The following is a 21,334-nucleotide window of genomic DNA, read 5'->3' as shown; positions in this document are numbered from 1 at the left end:
CGCGCCGCAGAGAAGGCCCGTGAGAAGGCCGGCGACCGCGCCGCAGAGAAGGCCCGTGAGAAGGCCGGCGACCGCGCCGCAGAGAAGGCCCGTGAGAAGGCCGGCGACCGCGCCGCAGAGAAGGCCCGTGAGAGGGCCGGCGACCGAGCCGGAGAGAAGACCCAGAAGGCCGGCGGATCGAACGACGAGAGGCCGGAGGGGACCCGATGACCGCCCTGCAACTGCTGATCGGCCTGGCGACCCTCGTCGTCAACGCCTTCTTCGTCGGCGCCGAGTTCGCGCTCATCTCCGTGCGCCGCTCACAGGTCGAGCCGCTCGCCCAGGAGGGCGACCGGCGGGCGCGGAGCGTGCTGTGGGGGCTCGAGCACGTGTCGGCCCTGCTGGCCGCCACCCAGCTCGGCATCACGCTGTGCACCCTGGTGCTGGGTGTGGTCGCCGAGCCGGCGATCGCGCATCTGCTGGAGCCGGTGTTCCACGCGGCCGGTGTGCCGACGGGCGTCGGTCACGCCGTGTCCTTCGTGATCGCGCTGGCCCTCGCGACCTACCTGCACATGCTGCTCGGCGAGATGGTCCCCAAGAACATCGCGCTCGCCGAACCGGTGCGCAGCGCACTGGCCCTCGGCCCTCCCCTGGTCGCGCTGTCCAGGGCACTCCGGCCGGTGATCTTCACGGTCAACACCTTCGCCAACGGGCTGCTGAAGCTGCTCCGGGTGGAGGCCAAGGGCGAGGTCGCGGCGACCTTCACCGACTCCGAACTGGCGGAGATCGTGAAGGACGCCAGCGAGGCGGGCCTGATCGACAACCGGGCGCAGGAACGGCTGCACGACGCCCTGGAGCTGGGCAGCCGCCCGGTACGGGACGTGGTGGTACCGCTGGCACGCGTGGTCTACGCGCGCGTGGGCGTCACCCCGGAGCAGCTGGAGCGGCTGTCGGCCGAGTCGGGCTTCTCCCGCTTCCCGGTGGTCGACGCGGGCCGCCGGATCGTGGGCTATCTGCACGTGAAGGACGCGCTGGACATGACCCCGCGGGACCTGCCGTTCCGGCTGGGCGACATGCGGTCCATCGCGCGCGTGCGGGAGCGGACGCCGCTGGACGACGTGCTCACCGCGATGCGGCGGGGCCGGACGCACCTCGCGGCCGTACTCGGCGACGACGGCCGGCTGGCCGGCCTGGTGACCATGGAGGACGTACTGCGCCAGCTGTTCGGCCAGCCCGCCCAGACCGGACCTGACCTCACCTGAGCACTCCGACGGACCCGACCGACCGGCAGGTATGGGGTCGGGATAGCATCGCTGTCGCCATGCAGACGAATCCCACTCCTCCCCCCTGCACCAGCCTGGTCGCCCTCGGTGACTCGTTCACCGAGGGCATGTCGGACCTGCTGCCCGACGGCTCCTACCGGGGCTGGGCCGACCTGCTCGCCGCGCGGATGGCCGCCCGCACCCCCGGGTTCCGGTATGCCAATCTCGCCGTGCGCGGCAAGCTGATCGGGCAGATCGTCGACGAGCAGGTGCCCCTGGCGGCGGCCATGAGGCCCGACGTCATCACCCTGGTCGGCGGACTCAACGACGCCCTGCGTCCCAAGTGCGACATGAACCGGGTCCGGGATCTGCTCACCGAGGCCGTGGAGCGGCTGACGCCCGCCTGCGAGCAGCTGGTGCTGATGCGCAGCCCCGGCCGCCAGGGCCCGGTGCTGGAACGGTTCCGGCCGCGCATGGAGGAGCTGTTCGCCTGTGTGGAGGAGCTGGCGGCCAAGCACGGCGCCCGGGTGGTCGACCTGTACGGGGCGCCCGCGCTGGCCGACCCGCGGCTGTGGGACGTGGACCGGCTGCACCTCACGGCCGAGGGCCACCGCCGGGTGGCCGAGGCGGTGTGGCAGACGCTCGGGTACGAGGCGGAGGACGCCGAGTGGCATGTGCCGATGGCGCGGACGCTCCCGCCGGGCTGGGTCTCCCGCCGGGTCGCCGACGCCCGGTTCGCCCGGCAGCACCTGCTCCCGTGGATAGGCCGCCGCCTGACCGGCCGCTCGTCGGGCGACGGCCGCCCGCCCAAGCGCCCGGAACTGCTGCCGTACGAGGGACAGGCGTAGCGTCCCGGCGGGGCGCCGCCGGGACGTGACAGGGGTCTCGTAGCTTCCGCCGAACACCCCCATGGCGCTGGCCTGCACGAACCGCCAGTAGACTCTGGACACGTGACTTCTGCGCCCGCCAAGCCCCGCATCCCCAACGTCCTCGCCGGACGCTACGCCTCCGCCCAGCTCGCCACGCTCTGGTCCCCCGAGCAGAAGGTGAGACTGGAGCGGCAGCTCTGGCTCGCCGTGCTGCGGGCCCAGAAGGACCTCGGCATCGACGTGCCGGACGAGGCGATCGCCGACTACGAGCGTGTCCTCGACACCGTCGACCTGGCCTCGATCGCCGAGCGCGAGAAGGTCACCCGGCACGACGTGAAGGCCCGGATCGAGGAGTTCAACGACCTCGCCGGGCACGAGCACGTGCACAAGGGCATGACCTCCCGCGACCTCACCGAGAACGTCGAGCAGTTGCAGATCCGGCTCTCGCTGGAGCTGATGCGCGACCGTACGGTGGCCGTGCTGGCGCGCCTCGGCAAGCTGGCCGGCGAGTACGCCGAGCTGGTCATGGCCGGCCGCTCGCACAACGTCGCCGCGCAGGCCACGACCCTGGGCAAGCGGTTCGCGACCGCCGCCGACGAGCTGCTCGTGGCCCACGGGCGCGTGGAGGAGCTGCTGGCCCGCTATCCGCTGCGCGGCATCAAGGGACCGGTCGGCACCGCGCAGGACATGCTGGACCTGCTGGGCGGCGACGCCGGCAAGCTCGCCGAGCTGGAGACCCGGATCGCCCGGCACCTCGGTTTCTCGCGGGCCTTCACCTCCGTCGGCCAGGTCTACCCGCGCTCGCTGGACTACGAGGTCGTCACCGCGCTGGTGCAGCTGGCGGCGGCGCCGTCGTCGCTGGCCAAGACGGTGCGGCTGATGGCCGGGCACGAACTGGTCACCGAGGGCTTCAAGCCGGGTCAGGTCGGCTCCTCGGCGATGCCGCACAAGATGAACACCCGCTCCTGCGAGCGTGTCAACGGCCTGATGGTCATCCTGCGCGGCTACGCCTCGATGACGGGCGAGCTGGCGGGCGACCAGTGGAACGAGGGCGACGTGTCCTGCTCGGTGGTGCGCCGGGTCGCGCTGCCGGACGCCTTCTTCGCCCTGGACGGCCTGCTGGAGACCTTCCTGACCGTCCTCGACGAGTTCGGCGCCTTCCCGGCCGTCGTCGCCCGTGAGCTGGACCGCTACCTTCCGTTCCTGGCCACCACCAAGGTGCTCATGGGCGCGGTGCGGGCCGGTGTCGGCCGCGAGGTCGCGCACGAGGCGATCAAGGAGAACGCCGTGGCCACGGCCCTCGCGATGCGCGAGCAGGGCGCCGAGCGCAACGACCTGCTGGACAAGCTCGCCGCGGACGAGCGGCTGCCGCTCGACCGTGAGCAGCTGGCCGCGCTGATGGCCGACAAGCTGTCCTTCACCGGCGCCGCCGCCGACCAGGTCGCATCGGTCGCCGGCCGGATCGAGGAGATCGTCAAGCGGCACCCGGAGGCCGCCGGTTACACCCCCGGAGCGATCCTCTGACCCCCGCGTCCCGCACCCCCCGCACCCCCCGCTTCACCCAGGCGGAACTGGAGGCCGCCCGCGACCGTCTCGTCCCGGACCTGGTCGCGGACGGTCTGCGGGTGCTGTTCTGCGGTATCAACCCCGGTCTGATGACGGCGGCGACCGGCCACCACTTCGCCCGACCCGGCAACCGGTTCTGGCCGGTGCTGCACCTGTCGGGGTTCACGCCCCGGCTGCTGAAGCCGGCCGAGCAGGGAGAGCTGCTGTCCTACGGGCTCGGCATCACCAACATGGTGGCGCGGGCGACCGCCCGGGCGGACGAGCTGACCGCCGATGAGTACGCCGAGGGCGGGCGGCTGCTGACCGAGAAGGTGACGCGGCTGAGGCCGAGGTGGCTGGCCGTCGTCGGAGTGACCGCGTACCGGGCCGCCTTCGGTGACCGTACGGCCCGGGTGGGCCCGCAGGAGCGGACGATCGGCGGCACCCGGGTGTGGGTGCTGCCCAACCCCAGTGGGCTGAACGCGCACTGGACGGCGGCCACGATGGCGGAGGAGTTCGCCCGGCTGCGGGAGGCCGCGGACGGGGCCGGTCACGGCGGGTCGGCCTCGGTCACTATCCCGAGCAGCTGACAGGGCAGTTCCCTGTCCCACCGGGACACCCCGAGGGCGACCCAGCGGCCCGCCACCGGGGCCCGCCACAGCTGGACGTCGGGGACGTGACCGCTCAGCCCGGCCCACGGCTCGGCGACGTCCTCGCCCGCCACGGTCCGGTCGAGCACGCTGTACAGGCTGAGGTGCTGCGGCTGTCCCCACCGCTCTTCGAGCCGCTCGGCGAGGCCGTCCCGGTCGGCCTCGTACTGCGCCTCCGTCTCGTCCCGCTCACTGCCGTCGCCGTCTCCTGGGCCCAGGATGGCCCCGCTCGTCCGTAAGGCGGCTATGTGATAGCCGGGCCCGCTCTCGCCGTGCTCCGTCCTGCCGTGCGCTGCCGGGAACTCCCGGGCGCACAGCACGTCGATGAGGTTCAGACACGTCGCGATGTCCATGCCGTCAAGTAAAGCGGGCAGCACTGACAATTGGCGGTCCGTCAGGCGTGCCCGCCCGCCGTCAGGCGTCCCGGCGCCGCAGGCTCCATCCGCCCGCCAGCAGGGCCGCCGCCGTCCACAGCGCGGTCACCGCGAGGCCGCTCCACGGACCGAGGGTGCCGTTCCAGGCGCTGTGCAGGGCCACTTGGCCGGCCCGGTCGGGGAGGAGGTCGGCGACACCGCCGGACAGGTCGCCGAGGACGAAGGACACGATCAGCAGGAACGGGATCAGCACGGAGAGGGTCGCGGTACCGCTGCGCAGGACGGCCGCCACACCGGCGGCGAACAGCGCCATCAGCGTCAGGTACAGGCCGCAGCCGACGGCTCCGCGCAGCCCCTCGGCCCAGCCGGGCGCGGACGCGCCGAGGGCCGCCCGGCCCCCCAGGAACGTGACGAGGCCGGTGAACAGCCCGACCGCCAGCGTGGGCAGGGCGATCGCGGCGGCCTTCGCCGCGAACCAGCGCACCCGGTCGGGCACCGCCGCCAGACTCAGCCGCAGCGCGCCGCCCCGGAACTCCGATGAGACGGCCGTCGTCCCGAAGGCGATCGCGGCGATCTGCCCGAAACTGATGCCGAAGAACATCGAGTACAGCGGGTCGGAGTCGTCCGCGTCGACGGAGGCGAGCGCGGAGAACGCGGCGGTGGCCACGAGGATCGCGGCGAGGCTGCCCAGCAGGGAGCGCAGCGTACGGATCTTGATCCACTCGGCGTGCAGCACGGGTGCGAACGGCATGGTCAGGCCTCCTGGGACGGTGCGGTGAACTCGGCCTCGGCCGCGGTCAGATCGAGGTAGGCCTCCTCCAGGGTGGCCTCCCGCGCGGCGAGTTCCAGGACGGGCACGCCCGCCCCGGACATCAGCCGGCCGAGGTCGTCCACGCGCGCGTGCCACACGGTCCAGGTGCCGTCCTCGTCCGGGGACGCGTCGTGGCCGTGCCGGGCGAGCAGGGCACCGAGGGCGGCGGGATCGGTGGTCCGGACGCGGACGTGGGGCCGTACGCGCGCGTGGATGAACTCCCGGACCGGTGTGTCGGCGAGCAGACGGCCCCGGCCCAGGATCAGCAAGTGGTCGGCGAACACGGCGGTCTCGGCCATCAGATGGCTGGAGACCAGGACCGTACGGCCCTCCGCGGCCAGCCGGCGCAGCAGCGTCCGGATCCAGACGATGCCTTCCGGGTCGAGGCCGTTGGCGGGTTCGTCGAGCAGGACGACCTCGGGGTCGCCGAGCAGCGCGGCGGCGATGCCCAGCCGCTGGCGCATCCCGAGGGAGTACGTCCGTACCCGGCGCCGCGCCACCGGGGCGAGCCCGGTCTCCTCCAGGACGGTGTCCACACGGCCTGCCGGGATGCGGTTGCCGACGGCGAGGGCCCGCAGGTGGTCACGGGCGGTGCGGGAGCCGTGCGCGGCGCGGGCGTCGAGCAGGGCGCCCACCCGGTGCAGGGGGTCGCGGAGCCGGGCGTAGGCGTGGCCGCCGATGGTGGCCGTGCCGGAGGTGGGCCGGTCCAGGCCGAGCAGGAGGCGCAGGGTGGTGGACTTCCCGGCGCCGTTGGGACCGAGGAAGCCGGTGACCCGGCCGGGGCGGACAGCGAAGGTGAGGCCGTCCACGGCCCGCCGTCCGCCGTACTCCTTGGTGAGGTCTCGTACGTCGATGCTGGTCATGGCACCAGCCTGGCCGGCCGGGCGCGTCGGCACCTCCCCCGCCGGTGGGGAGCCTCTCCCCCGTGCGGGGGACGGCCGTTGTCGGTGCCGCCTGCCACGATGGGGCCATGGCCCGCTTTCTGCGCCCGCTGCTGCGCGGGACGACGTACACGCGCCTGCTGCATCTGTGGGTGCCGGTGCTGGCGGTCAGCGTCTGGCTCTTCATCGACATGTCGACCCCCTGGATACCCGCGCTGCTGCTCGTCCCGTTCGGGTTCGTGCCCGCGGTGCGGCGAGGGGAGGGCGTGCAGGCACGGCTGCTGCTCACGCCCGGCGAGCCGGAGCCGGGCATCTCCGAGGCCCCGTCGGCGACCTGGCCGGACCGGCTGCGTACCGTGCTCTGGCTGGAACTGCGCATGCTCCTCGGCGCGGTGACCGCACTCGCCACCGTGTGGCTTCCGGTCCTCTGCTTCGAGCTGGCACGCTGCGCGTGGACCGGGGGGCCGGCCGGGGCACCGCTGCTGGACCAGCTGCCGGCGCACCGCGCCTGGGCCCTGCTGTCCCCGCTCCCCCTGCTCGCCCTGTACGGCGTGGCGGTCGGGCTCGGGGAGCTGGTCACGGCCGCCGGGCGGCGGCTCCTCGGGCCGTCCGCGGCCGAGCGGCTGGCCGCCCTGGAGGAGCGCACCGAACAGCTCCTGGAACGCACCCGGATCGCCCGGGAGTTGCACGACTCGATCGGGCACGCCCTGACGGTAGCGGTGGTGCAGGCCGGTGCCGCGCGGGCGGCGGGCGACCCCGGGTTCACCGACCGCGCCCTGGGGGCCATCGAGGAGACCGGCCGGGCCGCGCTGGAGGACCTGGAGCGGGTGCTGGGCGTCCTGCGGGAGGCCGGGCGGCCGGTGAGCGCCCGGCCCACGCTCGCGGACGCCGGACGGCTGCTGGAGTCGGCGCGGACCTCCGGGGCGAAGGTCGACGCAGAGGTGACCGGTGCGGTAGAGGCGGTGCCGGGGCCGGTCTCCCGTGAGGGGTACCGCATCCTTCAGGAGGCGCTCACCAATGTGCTGCGGCACGCGGGCGCCGTGCCGGTGCGGGTCCGCGTCTCGGTCACGGGCGGCACGCTCGCGCTGGAGGTCCGCAACCCGCTGCCCGGGCCGATACCCGGCTCCGGGCGGGGCAGCGGGCTGCGCGGGATTGGGGAACGGGCCGCGCTGCTCGGCGGCACCGCCCGCAGCGGTCCGGACGAGGGCGACTGGCAGGTGCGCGCGGAGCTGCCGCTGGGCTGATCTACGCTGGCCGGATGCCGGTCACCGTTCTCCTCGTCGACGACGAACCCCTGGTCCGCGCCGGTCTGCGGGCCGTGCTGACCGCGCAGCCCGACATCGAGGTGGTGGGCGAGGCGGCCGACGGCGCGGCGGTCGTGCCACTGGTCCGGCAACTGCGGCCGGACGTGGTCGCCATGGATGTGCGGATGCCGCTGCTGGACGGGATCGAGGCCACGCGCGCGGTGCTGCGCACGGTGGCCGAGCCGCCGAAGATCCTGGTGGTGACCACGTTCGAGGACGACGAGTACGTGTACGAGGCGCTGCGCGCGGGCGCCGACGGGTTCCTGCTGAAGCGGGCCCGGCCGGCCGAGATCGTGCACGCGGTACGGCTGGTGGCGGAGGGCGGGTCGCTGCTGTTCCCGGCCTCCGTACGGCGCCTCGCCACCCGGTACGGCGACGCCCGCGGTCCGGCGCGGGCCGCGCTGGAGCGGGCCCGGCTGACCGAGCGGGAGGCGGAGGTGCTGCGGCTGATGGCGCGCGGGCTGTCGAACGCGGAGATCGCCGGCCGGCTGTTCGTCGGCACCGAGACGGTGAAGTCACATGTGAGTGCCGTCCTGGCCAAGTTGGGGACGCGCGACCGCACCCAGGCGGTGATCGCGGCCTACGAGTCGGGCTTCGTGGAGCCGGGGTGAGCGAGTGGCGCCTGCCGCGGGCGGTACCGGGCACTCGCCGGGGCGGACCGGGCCGAGTACGATCCGGCCAACACGGCCGCGAGCTGGGAGGACGGACGGTGGGGCAGCTGACCGGCGGCGATCCCTCGCTGCTGCGAAGGATCAATTCCGCGGTGGTGCTGCACGCGCTGCGGGCGACGGACTGCGCGACGCTCACCGAGATCACCCGCGTCACCGGGCTGTCCCGGCCCACCGTCGAGGGCGTCGTGGAGGGGCTCATCGAGGGCGGCCTCGTCGTGGAGGCGGCGGCCGACGGGGGCGGCGCGCGCCGGCAGGGCCGGCCCGCCCGCCGGTTCCGGTTCCGGGCCGAGGCGGGGCATCTGCTGGGACTGGAGATCGGGCCGCACCGGGTCGCCGCGGTGCTGTCCGCGCTGGACGGACGGGTACTGGGCGCGCAGGCCAAGGACGTCGACGAGACGGCCCCGGCGGACGAGCGGCTCGACCGGCTGCGCGGAGCGGTCGCCGAACTGCTGCGCCGGGCCGGCGTCGCCCGCGGTTCGCTGCGGGCGGTGGGCGTCGGCACGCCGGGCATCGTGGACGCGGACGGCACGGTACGGCTGAGCACGGCCCTGCCGCAGTGGACCGGCCTGAGGCTCGGCGAGCGGCTGAGCAGGTCCTTCAAGTGCCCGGTGCTGGTGGAGAACGACGCCAACGCGGCGGCCGTCGCCGAGCACTGGAAGGGCGCGGCGAGCGATTCGGACGACGTGGTGTTCGTCCTGGCCGGGCTGAGCCCGGGGGCGGGGGCGCTGATCGGCGGACGGCTGCACCGGGGGTACGGCGGGGCGGCCGGGGAGATCGGCGCGCTGCATCTGCTGGGCCGGGAGGCGACGCCGGAGACGCTGCTGTCCACCACCGACGAACCGCTGCACCCACTGGACGAGCAGGCCGTCGCCGAGGTGTTCGCACTGGCCCGCAAGGGCGACCAGCGGGCGCGGGCGGCCGTCGAACGGTTCATCCAGCGGCTGGTGCACGACGTGGCCGCGCTGGTGCTGGCACTCGATCCCGAACTGGTCGTGATCGGCGGCTGGGCGGCCGGCCTGGACGGCGTCCTGGAGCCCCTGCGCCGCGAACTGGCACGCTACTGCCTGCGTCCGCCCCAGGTGGCCCTGTCCCTCCTGGGCGAGGCGGCCGTCGCCACCGGGGCACTGCGCCTCGCCCTGGACCACGTCGAGGAGCAACTGTTCGCGGTGGACGCCACGGTGACCGCCCGCCGCTGACCGGCGGGCGGGAGAGCGGGGGCGTCGGGGGCGGCCTGGAGAGTGCGGGGCGCGGGAGTGCGGGGGGCGGACGGCGGGGGCGCCGGGCCGGGTGGGGCTGCGCGGATTCCGAGTGCGGGTGCGGGGCGCGAGAGTGCCGGGTGCGGGCTGCGGGCATGCCGAGTGCGGGTGCGGGGCGCGGGAGTGCCGGGTGCGGTAGTCGGCTGACCGGTGCGGTGGTCGAGGCGCCGGGCGCGGAAATCCGGATGCCGCCTGCGGAGATCGGGGGCGCTGATCGCGATGCCGCCCGCGGTGATCGGTGACGGTAGCCGGGGCGCCCGAGCGCGCTGATCCGGCCGCCGGGGCGGGGTTGCCGGGCGCGGTAATCGGGCCGCCGGGACACCGGGGGCGGTAGCCGGCCGACGAGTGCGCTGACTAGCGGCGCTGAGCACGGCAGTCCGGCCGCCGGAACGCCGGGCGCGTTCGTCGGGACGCCGGGCCCCGGGGCGGTATCCGGCCCACAAGTGCCGTGACTCGGGCGCTGGACACGGCAGCCCGACTGCCGGGGCATCGGGTGCGGCGAGCGTGCCGCTGCGGCCTGCCGGGCGCGGCAGTCCGGCTGCCGGGGAGGCGGGGCCGGGCCTGTGGCACCCGGCCCGCCGCGGGCGGCAAGCCGACCGTCGCGGCACCGGATACGGCAAGCGTGCCGCGGCGGGCGGCAGTCCGGCCGCTTGGGGCGCCGGGGCCGGGCCTGTGGCACCCGGCCCGCCGCGGGCGGCAAGCCGACCGTCGCGGCACCGGATACGACAAGCGTGCCGCTGCGGGCGGCAGTCCGGCTGCCGGGGCGCCGGGGCCGGGCCTGTGGCACCCGGGCGGCAGCCGACCGTCCGGGACGGCAGGTCCGGTGATCGCGGTGCTGGGGACGGCAGTCGTACGGCTGTGGCACGCCGGGTACGGCGGTCGGGCCGCCGCGACGCCGGGGGCCGGGCTCGCGACGCCGGGCGCGTCCGGCGCCGGGCGTGGCCGTCCGGTCGCCGGAGCAGCGAGGCGTGCTGGTACGGCGCGTCCGGCAGGGCGCTGTCCGCCGGCTGCGCGCAGCCGTGCGGGGGAAGGGGTGGGCCGGGTCAGGACGCCTGGCGTTGCGGGTCGTGGTGTATCTCCACGCCCGCCGAGTCGCCGAAGGTCAGCCGGCAGGTGTCGGCGCGGTAGGTGGCGACCGACAGTGCCGCGGTACGGCCCTGGGCGAAGAAGCGGGTGGTGACGACCAGGACGGGCGAGCCGGGGAGCCGGTCGAGTTCCCTGGCGTCCTCCGCGCGCGCGGAGCCCAGCTCGACGGCGCGGTCCTTCCCCTCAAGGGGCAGGTGCTGCAACTCGCGCAGCACCGCACGCGCGCGTGCCGCGCCGGACGGGGCGTCGATCGCGGTCAGGTCGGGCAGGGAGGCCACCGGGATGTGGAGCAGCTCGGTGGCGACCTGCTGGCCGTGGGACATGCGGGAGCGGCGGACGGTGTGGACGGCTTCGTCCGCTCCTGTCTCCAGGGCCGCGGCGACGGCGGCGGGCGGCGGTGCCTGCACGCTGTCGAGGAGCTGCCAGTCGTCCCCGGCGGCGCCGGGCCAGGTGTGCTGTTCGGTGCCGACGGCCACCCCCACGCGCGGCGGCGCGACGGTCGTGCCCACCCCGCGGCGGCGTTGGAGCCGGCCCTCCAGCTCCAGCTGTTCGAGGGCCTGCCGGAGCGTCGCGCGGGCCACGCCGAAGCGGGCCGCGAGGTCACGCTCGTTGGGCAGGATCTCGCCGACCGAGAACTCGGAGTCCAGTGCCTCGGTGAGCACGGTCTTGAGATGCCAGTACTTCGGTTCCGGCACTGTTTCCAGCTGCGTGGTCCCCACCCTGTCCTCCGCAAGAGCCGTGATCCGGCGGTTTTTAGCGCCCTTGTTTATTAAAGGTTGTTGCACTATCTGCGACCATAGGGCTGCCGCCACCCTTGGTCAAGACCAATCCTGGCCTGGCGGGTGACCCGTGGCGGACCCGCCGCGGAGCGTTCACGAGCCGTTCGCGCGGGGCGGTGTGTGTGACATCGCGGCAAAACTCCCGTCGCACCGCGGAGTCACCACGGCACGGCGGAGCCCCCGTCGTACGACGGGGGCTCACGAAGGGGCCGGTTCAGCGGGCGGCGAGCGAGCGCAGCTTGTCCGGGTTGCGGACGATGTACACGGCCGCGACCCGGCCGTCGGCCATGTCCAGCTGGAACAGGCTGTCGGGCCGGCCGTCGGTGAGGATGAGCACGGCGGGGCCCCCGTTGACCTCCACGAGCCGGAGGGCGAGTCCCGGCGGGCCGGACCGCGAGACGCCGACGAGGAAGCGGGCGACCTTGTCGGCGGTGTGCAGGATCCGCAGCGGCGCCTTCGCCTTGCCGCCGCTGTCGCCGACCAGCTGGACGTCCGGGGCGAGCAGGGACATCAGCCCCTTGAGATCACCCTCGACCGCGGCGGCGATGAAGCGTTCGGTGAGGTCCCGGCGCCGGGCGGGATCGACGTCGTAGCGCGGGCGCCGTTCCGCCACATGCCGCCGGGCGCGCCCGGCGAGCTGCCGTACCGCCGCCTCGCCGCGGTCGAGCAGCGCGGCGATCTCGGCGTACGGGTAGCCGAACGCCTCCCTGAGCACGAAGACCGCCCGCTCCAGCGGCGAGAGCGACTCCAGGACGACGAGGACGGCCAGGGACACGGTGTCGGCGAGCACGGCGCGGTCGGCGGAGTCCGGCGCGGTGTCGCCGAATTCGGTGAGGTACGGCTCCGGCAGCCACGGCCCGACGTACGCCTCGCCGCGCGACTGCACCTGCCGCAGCCGGTCGATGGCCAGGCGGGTGGTGATGCGCACGAGGTAGGCGCGTGGTTCGCGGACGTCCGTGCGGTCGGCGTGGTACCAGCGCAGCCAGGCGTCCTGGACCACGTCCTCGGCGTCGGCGACGCGCCCGAGCATGCGGTAGGCGACGCCCATGAGGAAGGGCCGGTGTTCTTCGAAGACGTCGGTGGCGAGGTCTGCGGTCACGGCCCCATCTCATCCCGGCACATCTGCCGGTGTCCACCCGGAACGACCTGCTCCGGGGGGCGGGGCGGGTGCGGGCGAGGGCCGGGGTGTGCCGGAGGGACGCCGGGGGCTACCCGTCGGTAGTAATTGCTGACAAGCTGTCTACGGCGTCCGTCAGCAGCCCAGACGAGGAGCACCCCCATGTCCGCCACCGTCTCCTTCCCGGTCCCCACTCCGCACGGCCCGAAGGACGTCAGCGTGTCCTACGCGCGCGTGGGCCGCGGCGAGCCGCTGGTCCTGCTGCACGGCATCGGCCACCACCGGCAGGCCTGGGACCCGGTCGTGGACATCCTCGCCACCGAGCGCGACGTGATCGCCGTCGACCTGCCGGGCTTCGGCGCGTCACCGGCCCTGCCCGACGGCCTGGCGTACGACCTGCCCACCACCCACACCGTGCTCGGCTCCCTGTTCGAGGCGCTGGAGCTGGACCGGCCGCACGTCGCCGGCAACTCGCTGGGCGGCCTGCTCGCGCTGGAGCTGGGCCGGGAGAAGCTCGTACGCTCCGTCACCGCCCTCTCACCGGCGGGCTTCTGGACGGAGGCCGAGCGGCGGTACGCGTTCACGGTGCTGCTCGCGATGCGCGGCATCGCCCAGCGGCTCCCGCTGCCGCTGGTGGAGCGGCTGGCGCGCACGCCGGCCGGCCGCACGGCGCTGACCAGCACCATCTACGCCCGCCCCGGCCGCCGTTCACCGGAAGCCGTGGTCGCCGAGACGCTCGCGCTCGTGGGGGCCGCCGGTTTCGAGGCGACCCTGCGGGCGGGCACGACCGTCCGGTTCGCCGACACCCTGCCGGGCCTGCCGGTCACGGTGGCCTGGGGCACCCGGGACCGTATTCTCGTACGCCGTCAGGGCATCCGGGCCAAGCAGCTCATCCCGCACGCCCGGCTGGTCCGGCTGCCCGGCTGCGGGCACTGCCCGATGAACGACGACCCGGCGCTGATCGCCAGGGTCATCCTGGACGGCAGCCGCTGAGCCACCGGGCCGGGTGAGCGGTGGCCGGCCGAGCGGGCGGTTGTTCACCCGGCGTTCGCGCGCGCGCCGCGGCGCCCCAGTAGGTGTGGCTCCGCACACCGGCCGGATCCCGTCCCTGGAGGCGCAGCCATGTCCCACCGTCCGCTCCCCGGCCGCCGCAGTGTTCTGCGCGGCTCCCTCGTCACGTCGGCGGCCCTGACCCTCCCCGTCGGTCTCGGCACGGCACCGGCGTTCGCCCGCTCCGGACGCCCCGAGGCGGGCTGGGGCGTGCAGACGGGCGACGTGAGCGCCGACTCCGCTCTGGTCTGGGTGCGTTCGGACCGGCCGGCCCGGATGGTCGTGGAGACCGCGGCCACCGAGTCGTTCCGCGACCCGCGCAGATGGCACGGCCCGCTGCTGGACGCCCGCACGGACTTCACCGGCACCACCCGGCTGCACGGCCTGCCGTCCGGCGAGCAGATCCACTACCGGGTCCTGCTCGCCGACCCCGACGACCCGCGCCGCACCGGCGCACCCGTGACCGGCACGTTCCGCACGGTCTCCCGGCGCCGCCGGGACGGCGTGCGCTTCCTGTGGTCGGGCGACCTGGCCGGCCAGGGCTGGGGCATCAACCCCGACCGCGGCGGCTACCGCATCTACGACGCGATGGCGAAGCTGGACCCCGACTTCTTCCTGTGCAGCGGCGACGCCGTCTACGCCGACGGGCCGATCGCCGCCACCCAGGCCCTGCCCGACGGCAGTACCTGGCGGAACGTCACCACCGAGGAGAAGTCGAAGGTCGCCGAGACCCTCGACGAGTACCGGGGCAACTTCCGCTACAACCTGCTCGACGCCAACCTGCGCCGCTTCAATGCCCAGTTGCCCTCGGTCGTCCAGTGGGACGACCACGAGGTCCGCAACAACTGGTACCCGGGCGAGGTGATCGCCTCCTCCGACACCCGGTACACCGAGAAGAGCGTCGACGTCCTCGCGGCGCGCGCCCGGCGGGCGTTCAGCGAGTACTCACCGGTCTCCACCCTGCGTCCGGGCGCCCGTGAGGGCCGCGTCCACCGGGTGCTGCGCCAGGGCCCGCTGCTCGACGTGTTCGTGCTCGACATGCGCACCTACCGCAACGCCAACTCGCCGGACGACCGGACCGTCGACCCGCAGGGCATCCTGGGCCGCGAGCAGCTGGAGTGGCTCAAGCGGGAGCTGGCCCGTTCGCGGGCGGTGTGGAAGGTGATCGCCGCCGACATGCCCCTCGGGCTGGTGGTGCCCGACACGACGGAGAACCGGCCGAACTTCGAGGCGGTGGCGCAGGGTGACCCGGGGGCCCCGCTCGGCCGGGAGCTCCAGATCGCCGAGCTGCTGCGGTTCGTCAAGCACCGGCGGATCACCGGGACGGTGTGGCTGACGGCGGACGTGCACCACACCTCCGCCCAGCACTACCAGCCGTCGCGGGCCGCGTTCACCGACTTCGAGCCGTTCTGGGAGTTCGTCTCCGGGCCGCTGAACGCCGGTGCGTTCCCGGCGAGCGCGCTGGACGGCACGTTCGGCCCGGAGCGGGTGTTTGTGAAGGCGCCGGCCGCGTCGAACGTCTCGCCCGCGGGCGGCTACCAGTTCTTCGGCGAGGTCGACATCGACGGGGGCAGCGGCGAGCTGACGGTGCGGCTGCGCGAGCAGGACGGCACGGTGCTGTTCACCCGGACGCTGCAGCCGGGCCGGGTCGGTCAGTAGCGGTGCGGCGGGCGGGTCCGGCGGCCGGTGGACCGGTCGCCGGACCCGCCCGTCCGTAGAAAGAGCAACAAATAGGACGGAGCATGCTTTACCCATCGGTCACAATCAGTTCGTGATCACGCAACACCGTTCCTTCACAGTGGCTGCATGACTCCAGACATGCCTGATGTGACCCGGGCCAGGCACGGGCGGCCCGTGCACCACTGGCGGCGGGACGTCGTCGAACTCGCCGCGCTGTTCACCGCGGTCGCCGTGGCGGACGCCGCGGCGAACCTCGTCGGACACGGACCGGACGGCCCGGCCCTGCTGGTGATGTCGGCCGTCGTGCTGGCCGCGACGGCGGGTTTCCACGTGTGGTGGTCACGCCGCCACGGACACGCGCCGCCGGTGAGTGATACCGGCGCCCGGCCGGCCGCCGCCCCGCGGCCGGCCGGGCCCTCGACCCGGCCCGGCACCACGGCCGATGAGGTCACCGGTGCCGGCACACTGTGGCGGATGCGTACGACGGTGCAGGACGCGCCCGGTTCGCTGGCCGCGCTGTGCACGGCGCTGGCCGAGCGACGGGTGGACATCCTCAGCCTCCAGACGCACCCGCTGGCCGACGGCACCGTGGACGAGTTCCTGCTGCGGTCCCCTGGCGCGCCGGCCGCGGCGGAGATCACCCGGGTGGTCGCGCTGGCCGGGGGCAGGGCCACCTGGATCGAGCGGGCCGACGCCCACGACCTGGTCGACGCGCCCACCCGGGTGCTCGGGCTGGCCACCCGCACCGCCCTGGACGCCGCCGAACTGCCTTTGGCACTGCGCCAGTTGCTGGGCCGCTGCACGATCCGGTCACTGCCCGGCACCCCGGTCGGCGGCGGCCGCGGTCCGGAACCGGTGCCGGCCGGGGGCGTCCTCGAAGAGACCGTGATGCGGCTGCGGGCACCGGAGGGCGGTGTGCTCACCGTGGAGCGGCCGTATCTGCCGTTCACCCCGACCGAGTTCGCGCGGGCCCGGGCGCTGGTGGAGCTGGACAGCCGGCTCGGGCCGCGGATCCCGCGCGGTCAGGACGTGCTGACCCTGCCGGAGGGGAACGACATCACCGTGCGCCGGGTCGACACCGGTGACCTGGCGCCGGCCAGGGAGATGCACGACCGGTGCTCGCCCCGCACCCTCGGCATGCGCTACCACGGCCCGGTCGGTGACGCGGACCGCTATCTGACCCACCTGCTCAGCCCCCGCTTCGGCCGGACGCTGGCCGCGCAGACCGCGTCCGGCCGAATCGTGGGCCTCGGGCACCTGCTGTGGGACGGCGACGAGACGGAGGTCGCGCTGCTGATCGAGGACGACTGGCAGCAGCGGGGCATCGGCGGGGAACTGCTCGGCCGGCTGGTGGCGCTGGCGGTGGAGGCCGGCTGCGAGAGCGTGTACGCCGTGACGCAGGCATCCAACACCGGCATGGTCGCCGCCATGCGCGGCCTCGGCCTGCCCCTCGACTACCAGATCGAGGAGGGCACCCTGGTCATCACGGCCCGCCTGGACACCACGGCACTGGCCGCGGCCCCCAGGTCCCACCCACCGCACCTCGGCTGACGGCGAGCCGAACCGCCCCGACCGCAGCCGTCGCGCCTCGGGCGCCCCACCGGACCACGTCGGGGTAGGGGCGCCAGAGGCCGACGAAGGCCGTCAGCGCACCACCTCCCGCACCGGCTGTCGTACCTGCTGTCGTACCTGCCACCGCGTCGGCTCCCTCGAGGGCTCGTCGGCGCCCAGGGCCTGGTCGAGATCGCTCCACAGGTCGTCCACGTCCTCCAGGCCCACCGACAGCCGCAGCAGCCGGTCGCTCACCCCCGCCCCGCGCCGGTCGTCGGCGTCGACGATGCGGTGGCTGATGGACGCGGGATGCTGGATCAGCGTGTCGACGCTGCCCAGGCTCACCGCGGGGGTGACGAGCCGGACCCGGGAGATCACCTCGTGCGGGTCGCCGTACACCTCGAAGGCGATCATCGCGCCGCCGACCCGCGGATAGTGGACGCGGGCTACGCGCGGGTCGGCGCTGAGCCGGCGGACCAGTTCGGCGGCGTTCGCGGAGGCGGCCCGGACCCGCACCGGGAGCGTGGACAGTCCCCGCAGCAGCAGATAGCCGGCCAGCGGATGGAGGACTCCCCCGGTGGCGAACCGTATCCGCCGCAGCCGGCCCGCGAACTCCTCGTCACAGGCGACGACGCCGGCGAGCACGTCGCCATGGCCGCCGAGGTACTTGGTGGCGCTGTGCAGCACCAGCCGCGCGCCCTGCTCGGCCGGGCGTTGCAGCACGGGCGTGGCGAAGGTGTTGTCGACGAGCAGCGGCACCGGGCCGCAGGCGTGCGCGACGGCCCGCAGGTCGAGTTCGGCGAGCGTCGGGTTGGCCGGGGACTCGACCAGCACCAGGCCGGTGTCCGGGCGCAGCGCGTCACCGATGCCGGCCGGGTCGGTCCAGGTGACCTCCGTGCCGAGCAGCCCCGCGGTCAGCAGGTGGTCGCTACAGCCGTACAGGGGCCGTACGGCGACCACGTGCCGCAGGCCCGTGGCGGGAAGCGCGAGGAGGACGGCGCTGAGCGCGGCCATGCCGCTGGCGAAGGCGACTGCGGACTCGGTGCCCTCCAGACGGGCGAGGGCCGTCTCGAAGCGGGCCACGGTCGGGTTGCCGAGGCGGCCGTAGACCGGCGGCCCGGCCGGATCGGCGCCGTCGGCGGCGAAGGCGTCGATGCGGGCGGCCTCGGCGCGGCTGTCGTACGAGGGGTAGGTGGTCGACAGGTCGATCGGCGGGGCGTGCAGGCCCTGGCGGGCGAGATCGTCGCGGCCGGCGTGCACGGCCTGGGTGGCCAGGGCTCTCGATGCGGCGCGTACGTCGTCGTAGGCGCCGGTGCTCGCTGTGTCCATGGCCGGAAGGGTGAACAAGGAACGGTTCTCCGGGGGCAGGCACCGTGCTACGTTCGGCCCATGGCCGATTCCGTCGTACTGGATCCGGTGGACCTGCATCTGCTGCGGCTGTTGCAGAACGACGCCCGGACCACCTACCGCGACCTCGCCTCGCAGGTGGGTGTGGCGCCGTCGACCTGCCTGGACCGGGTGACCCGGCTGCGCCGCTCGGGCGTGATCCTCGGGCATCGGCTGCGGCTCGATCCGGCCAAGCTCGGGCGCGGGCTCCAGGCCCTGCTGTCGGTACAGGTGCGTCCGCACCGGCGGGAGCTGGTCGGGCCGTTCGTGGAGCGCGTCCGGGCGCTGCCGGAGGCCCGCTCGGTGTTCCATCTGACCGGGCCGGACGACTATCTGGTGCATGTGGCCGTCGCGGACATGGCCGATCTCCAGCGGCTGGTGCTGGACGAGTTCACGGCGCGGCGCGAGGTGGCGCGGGTGGAGACCCGGCTCATCTTCCAGCAGTGGGAATGCGGGCCGCTGTTGCCTCCCGGCCACGCCCAGAGCTGAATCCCCCGTACGTGGTGACGTGGGGATCCTCCTGGTACGAGGATGGACCGCATGTCTGAGACCAAGAGCCCGCTGCCCCGTCAGGTCGCCGACGCGTACGTGGACGACCTCATCGCCCTCGACCCGGTCACCGGCACGTATCTCGGCGTGCCCGAGAGTTCGCGGCGGCTGCCCGACTACTCACCCGCCGGTCAGCAAGCCCTGGCGGCGCTGATCCGCACCACGCTCGCCCGGCTGGCCGAGGCGGAGCGGCAGCCCGGCGCGGACAGCGACGCGGAACGGCGCTGCGGGCGGCTGCTGAGGGAACGGCTGACCGCCGAACTCGCCGTCCTGGAGGCGGACGAGCACCTGCGCATGGTCGGCAACATGGGAACGCCCGGCCACTCGGTGCGGGACGTGTTCACCGTCATGCCGGTGAACACGGACGAGGACTGGTCCGCGATCGCCGAGCGGCTGCGTGCCGTGCCGGGCGCGCTCGCGGGTTACCGGACGTCGCTGGAACTGGGGCTGGAGCGCAAGCTGTTCGCGGCGCCCCGGCCGACCGCGACCTACATCGAGCAGCTCACCGAGTGGGTGGACACGGACGGCTCGGGCCGCGGCTGGTACGAGGACTTCGCCGCCGCCGGCCCCGAGGCGCTGCGCGCGGAACTGGACGAGGCGGCGCGGGCTGCGACCGGCGCCCTGCGGGAACTGCGGGACTGGATGCGGGACGTGTACGCGCCCGCGGTCGCGGATGCCCCGAACGTGGTCGGCCGCGAGCGGTACGCGCGCTGGGCCCGCTACTACAACGGCACCGACCTGGACCTGGACGAGGCGTACGCGTACGGCTGGGCCGAGTTCCACCGGCTCCTCGCCGAGATGAAGAAGGAGGCCGAGAAGATCCTGCCCGGCGCCGGGACGCCGTGGGTGGCCCTCGCGCACCTGGACGAGCACGGCCGGCACATCGACGGCGTGGACGAGGTCCGCACGTGGCTCCAGGGCCTGATGGACAGGGCCATCGAGGACCTGGACGGCACGCACTTCGACCTGGCCGAGCGGGTGCGGAAGGTGGAGTCGCGCATCGCCCCGCCCGGCGGCGCGGCCGCCCCCTACTACACGCCCCCGTCGGAGGACTTCTCCCGGCCCGGCCGCACCTGGCTGCCCACGATGGGCCAGACCCGGTTCCCCGTCTACGACCTGGTGTCGACCTGGTACCACGAGGGCGTGCCGGGGCACCATCTCCAGCTCGCCCAGTGGGCGCACGTCGCGGAGAACCTCTCCCGCTACCAGGCGTCGGTCGGCGGGGTCAGCGCCAACCTCGAGGGCTGGGCGCTGTACGCGGAGCGGCTGATGGACGAACTGGGCTACCTCACGGACCCGGAGGAGCGGCTCGGCTACCTCGACGCCCAGATGATGCGGGCGATCCGGGTGGTCATGGACATCGGCATGCACCTGGAGCTGGAGATCCCCGCGGACTCGCCGTTCCACCCCGGTGAGCGGTGGACGCCGGAGCTGGCGCAGGAATTCTTCGGCGCGCACAGCAGCCGGCCGGCGGACTTCATCGAGAGCGAGCTGACCCGGTACCTGACGATCCCGGGCCAGGCGATCGGCTACAAGCTGGGCGAGCGGGCGTGGCTGCTGGGCCGGGAGAAGGCGCGCGAGCGGCACGGCGACGCGTTCGACCCGAAGGCTTGGCACATGGCGGCGCTCTCGCAGGGTTCGCTCGGCCTGGACGACCTGGTGGACGAGCTGTCCCGGCTCTGACGGTCCCCCGCTCCCCGCGCCCCCTTCCGTCGGCCGAGGCGACGGTGTGCACCGTGCCCCCCCGTCCGGCGAAGGCCCGCAGGGCGTCCGTACGGGCGCCCTGCGGTGGCGCGGGCGGGGTGGAGGCGGCTAGCTGGTGCCGGGGGCCGATGCGGAAGGCGGGCCGGGCATGCGCGAGAAAGGGCCGGGACAGCAGGCGCTGGAGACACCTCGGGCGGCGGGGCTGGCCGGAGTCGTCTTCGCGCTGCTTCTGGCGGCGGCGATCGTCCTGGTCCGGCTGGGCATCCCCGAGGGAGCCGACGCGGTCGGCGCGCGGGGGTTCACGGACCCCGGGCGGCGCGACGCGCTGCGCACGGCCCTGGCGCTGGTGCCGTTCGCCGGCATCTTCTTCCTGTGGTTCATCGGCGCGGTGCGCGCGCACGTCGGCGACGCCGAGGACCGGTTCCTCGCCACCGTCTTCCTCGGCAGCGGACTGGTCTTCACCGCCATGATGTTCGGCGCCGCGGCGGCGGCGAGTGCCGTGCTCGCGGTCGCCCACCCCGCCGGTGCGGTGCCGGCGCCGGCCACCTGGGACTTCGGCCGCCACTTCGCGTACACGCTGATGACGGGGTACGGCATGCGGATGGCGGCCGTCTTCGTGTCCTCCCTGTCGGTGATCGGCCACCGCCTCGGCGTCCTGCCGCGCCCGCTCACGGTCCTGGGCGTCCTGACCGCGCTGACGCTGCTCTTCCTGTCGTCGAACGTGCCCTGGGCGGAGCTCGTCTTTCCCGCGTGGTCACTGCTGATCAGCGTGTACCTCCTCGCGGCCGGCCGCCGTGACCGGCGCCGGCCGGCGGCGGCCCGGTGACCTC

19 protein-coding genes and 1 pseudogene are annotated in these 21,334 nt (G+C 74.2%); 14 read left to right on the top strand and 6 right to left on the bottom strand.

The features are described 5' to 3' along the window. The 5 genes and pseudogenes from ABZ117_RS25780 to mug all read left to right on the top strand — a co-directional run. Positions 1-210: pseudogene (locus ABZ117_RS25780) on the top strand (hypothetical protein); the annotation flags it as partial. Next, positions 207-1,241 (top strand): hemolysin family protein, encoded by a 1,035-nt coding sequence (locus tag ABZ117_RS25775; protein WP_356824157.1) that lies wholly within the window; start codon positions 207-209, stop codon positions 1,239-1,241. The pseudogene ABZ117_RS25780 and the gene ABZ117_RS25775, both read left to right, overlap by 4 nt. A gap of 59 nt (positions 1,242-1,300) precedes the next feature. Further along, a complete protein-coding gene (locus ABZ117_RS25770; RefSeq protein WP_356824156.1) occupies positions 1,301-2,089 on the top strand; it encodes an SGNH/GDSL hydrolase family protein in 789 nt (262 codons plus the stop codon). Between the two features lie 102 nt (positions 2,090-2,191). Beyond that, complete coding sequence (gene purB / locus ABZ117_RS25765; RefSeq protein WP_356824155.1) at positions 2,192-3,634, top strand: adenylosuccinate lyase; 1,443 nt, start codon at positions 2,192-2,194, stop codon at positions 3,632-3,634. A 47-nt stretch (positions 3,635-3,681) separates the two neighbouring features. After that, on the top strand, positions 3,682-4,245 hold the full coding sequence (gene mug / locus ABZ117_RS25760) for a G/U mismatch-specific DNA glycosylase (protein WP_356824194.1): 564 nt from the start codon (positions 3,682-3,684) through the stop codon (positions 4,243-4,245). On the opposite strand, the gene ABZ117_RS25755 is transcribed toward mug, so the two are convergent. From ABZ117_RS25755 to ABZ117_RS25745, 3 genes are all read right to left on the bottom strand, one after another. After that, complete coding sequence (locus tag ABZ117_RS25755) at positions 4,206-4,658, bottom strand: hypothetical protein (RefSeq protein ID WP_356824154.1); 453 nt, start codon at positions 4,656-4,658, stop codon at positions 4,206-4,208. The two genes, mug and ABZ117_RS25755, sit on opposite strands and share 40 nt — an antisense overlap. Positions 4,659-4,719: 61 nt before the next feature. Next, on the bottom strand, positions 4,720-5,430 hold the full coding sequence (locus ABZ117_RS25750; protein WP_356824153.1) for an ABC transporter permease: 711 nt from the start codon (positions 5,428-5,430) through the stop codon (positions 4,720-4,722). A gap of 2 nt (positions 5,431-5,432) precedes the next feature. Further along, entirely contained in the window at positions 5,433-6,353 is a 921-nt protein-coding gene (locus tag ABZ117_RS25745) for an ATP-binding cassette domain-containing protein (RefSeq protein ID WP_356824152.1), read from the bottom strand. A 107-nt stretch (positions 6,354-6,460) separates the two neighbouring features. On the opposite strand from ABZ117_RS25745, the gene ABZ117_RS25740 reads away from it, so the two are divergent. The 3 genes from ABZ117_RS25740 to ABZ117_RS25730 all read left to right on the top strand — a co-directional run bounded on the left by ABZ117_RS25740 (position 6,461) and on the right by ABZ117_RS25730 (position 9,542). Then, the gene (locus tag ABZ117_RS25740; RefSeq protein ID WP_356824151.1) at positions 6,461-7,615 is read left to right on the top strand and encodes a histidine kinase; all 1,155 of its coding nucleotides are present in this window, start codon (positions 6,461-6,463) and stop codon (positions 7,613-7,615) included. Between the two features lie 14 nt (positions 7,616-7,629). Then, positions 7,630-8,286 carry a response regulator transcription factor gene (locus tag ABZ117_RS25735; protein WP_356824150.1) on the top strand — a complete coding sequence of 219 codons (657 nt, stop codon included), beginning with the start codon at positions 7,630-7,632 and terminating at the stop codon, positions 8,284-8,286. 98 nt (positions 8,287-8,384) lie between these two features. Next, positions 8,385-9,542: an ROK family transcriptional regulator gene (locus tag ABZ117_RS25730; protein WP_356824149.1), complete on the top strand. Its 1,158-nt coding sequence runs from the start codon at positions 8,385-8,387 to the stop codon at positions 9,540-9,542. Between the two features lie 1,103 nt (positions 9,543-10,645). On the opposite strand, the gene ABZ117_RS25725 is transcribed toward ABZ117_RS25730, so the two are convergent. Next, entirely contained in the window at positions 10,646-11,407 is a 762-nt protein-coding gene (locus ABZ117_RS25725; RefSeq protein WP_356824148.1) for a GntR family transcriptional regulator, read from the bottom strand. A gap of 274 nt (positions 11,408-11,681) precedes the next feature. Next, entirely contained in the window at positions 11,682-12,566 is an 885-nt protein-coding gene (locus ABZ117_RS25720) for an RNA polymerase sigma-70 factor (protein ID WP_356824147.1), read from the bottom strand. Between the two features lie 180 nt (positions 12,567-12,746). Between ABZ117_RS25720 and ABZ117_RS25715 the strand changes: the two genes are divergently transcribed. The 3 genes from ABZ117_RS25715 (at position 12,747) to ABZ117_RS25705 (ending at position 16,865) form a co-directional block, all read left to right on the top strand. Next, positions 12,747-13,577, top strand: a complete 831-nt coding sequence (locus ABZ117_RS25715) for an alpha/beta fold hydrolase (protein ID WP_356824146.1) — start codon at positions 12,747-12,749, stop codon at positions 13,575-13,577. A 129-nt stretch (positions 13,578-13,706) separates the two neighbouring features. After that, a complete protein-coding gene (locus tag ABZ117_RS25710) occupies positions 13,707-15,293 on the top strand; it encodes an alkaline phosphatase D family protein (RefSeq protein ID WP_356824145.1) in 1,587 nt (528 codons plus the stop codon). 159 nt (positions 15,294-15,452) lie between these two features. Continuing rightward, on the top strand, positions 15,453-16,865 hold the full coding sequence (locus ABZ117_RS25705) for a GNAT family N-acetyltransferase (RefSeq protein WP_356824144.1): 1,413 nt from the start codon (positions 15,453-15,455) through the stop codon (positions 16,863-16,865). Between the two features lie 93 nt (positions 16,866-16,958). On the opposite strand, the gene ABZ117_RS25700 is transcribed toward ABZ117_RS25705, so the two are convergent. Continuing rightward, positions 16,959-18,194 carry a PLP-dependent transferase gene (locus ABZ117_RS25700; protein ID WP_356824143.1) on the bottom strand — a complete coding sequence of 412 codons (1,236 nt, stop codon included), beginning with the start codon at positions 18,192-18,194 and terminating at the stop codon, positions 16,959-16,961. A 60-nt stretch (positions 18,195-18,254) separates the two neighbouring features. Here ABZ117_RS25700 and ABZ117_RS25695 point away from each other — a divergent pair, with 60 nt between their 5' ends. The 3 genes from ABZ117_RS25695 (at position 18,255) to ABZ117_RS25685 (ending at position 21,330) form a co-directional block, all read left to right on the top strand. Next, entirely contained in the window at positions 18,255-18,740 is a 486-nt protein-coding gene (locus tag ABZ117_RS25695; protein WP_356824142.1) for an Lrp/AsnC family transcriptional regulator, read from the top strand. A 51-nt stretch (positions 18,741-18,791) separates the two neighbouring features. Continuing rightward, the gene (locus ABZ117_RS25690; RefSeq protein ID WP_356824141.1) at positions 18,792-20,483 is read left to right on the top strand and encodes a DUF885 domain-containing protein; all 1,692 of its coding nucleotides are present in this window, start codon (positions 18,792-18,794) and stop codon (positions 20,481-20,483) included. A gap of 169 nt (positions 20,484-20,652) precedes the next feature. Further along, on the top strand, positions 20,653-21,330 hold the full coding sequence (locus tag ABZ117_RS25685) for a hypothetical protein (RefSeq protein ID WP_356824140.1): 678 nt from the start codon (positions 20,653-20,655) through the stop codon (positions 21,328-21,330). Positions 21,331-21,334: the final 4 nt, after the last annotated feature.

It is taken from the genome of Streptomyces sp. NPDC006309, from assembly GCF_040613095.1.
Lineage (GTDB): Bacteria > Actinomycetota > Actinomycetes > Streptomycetales > Streptomycetaceae > Streptomyces.
This window is presented reverse-complemented; position numbering and strand designations above follow the sequence as displayed.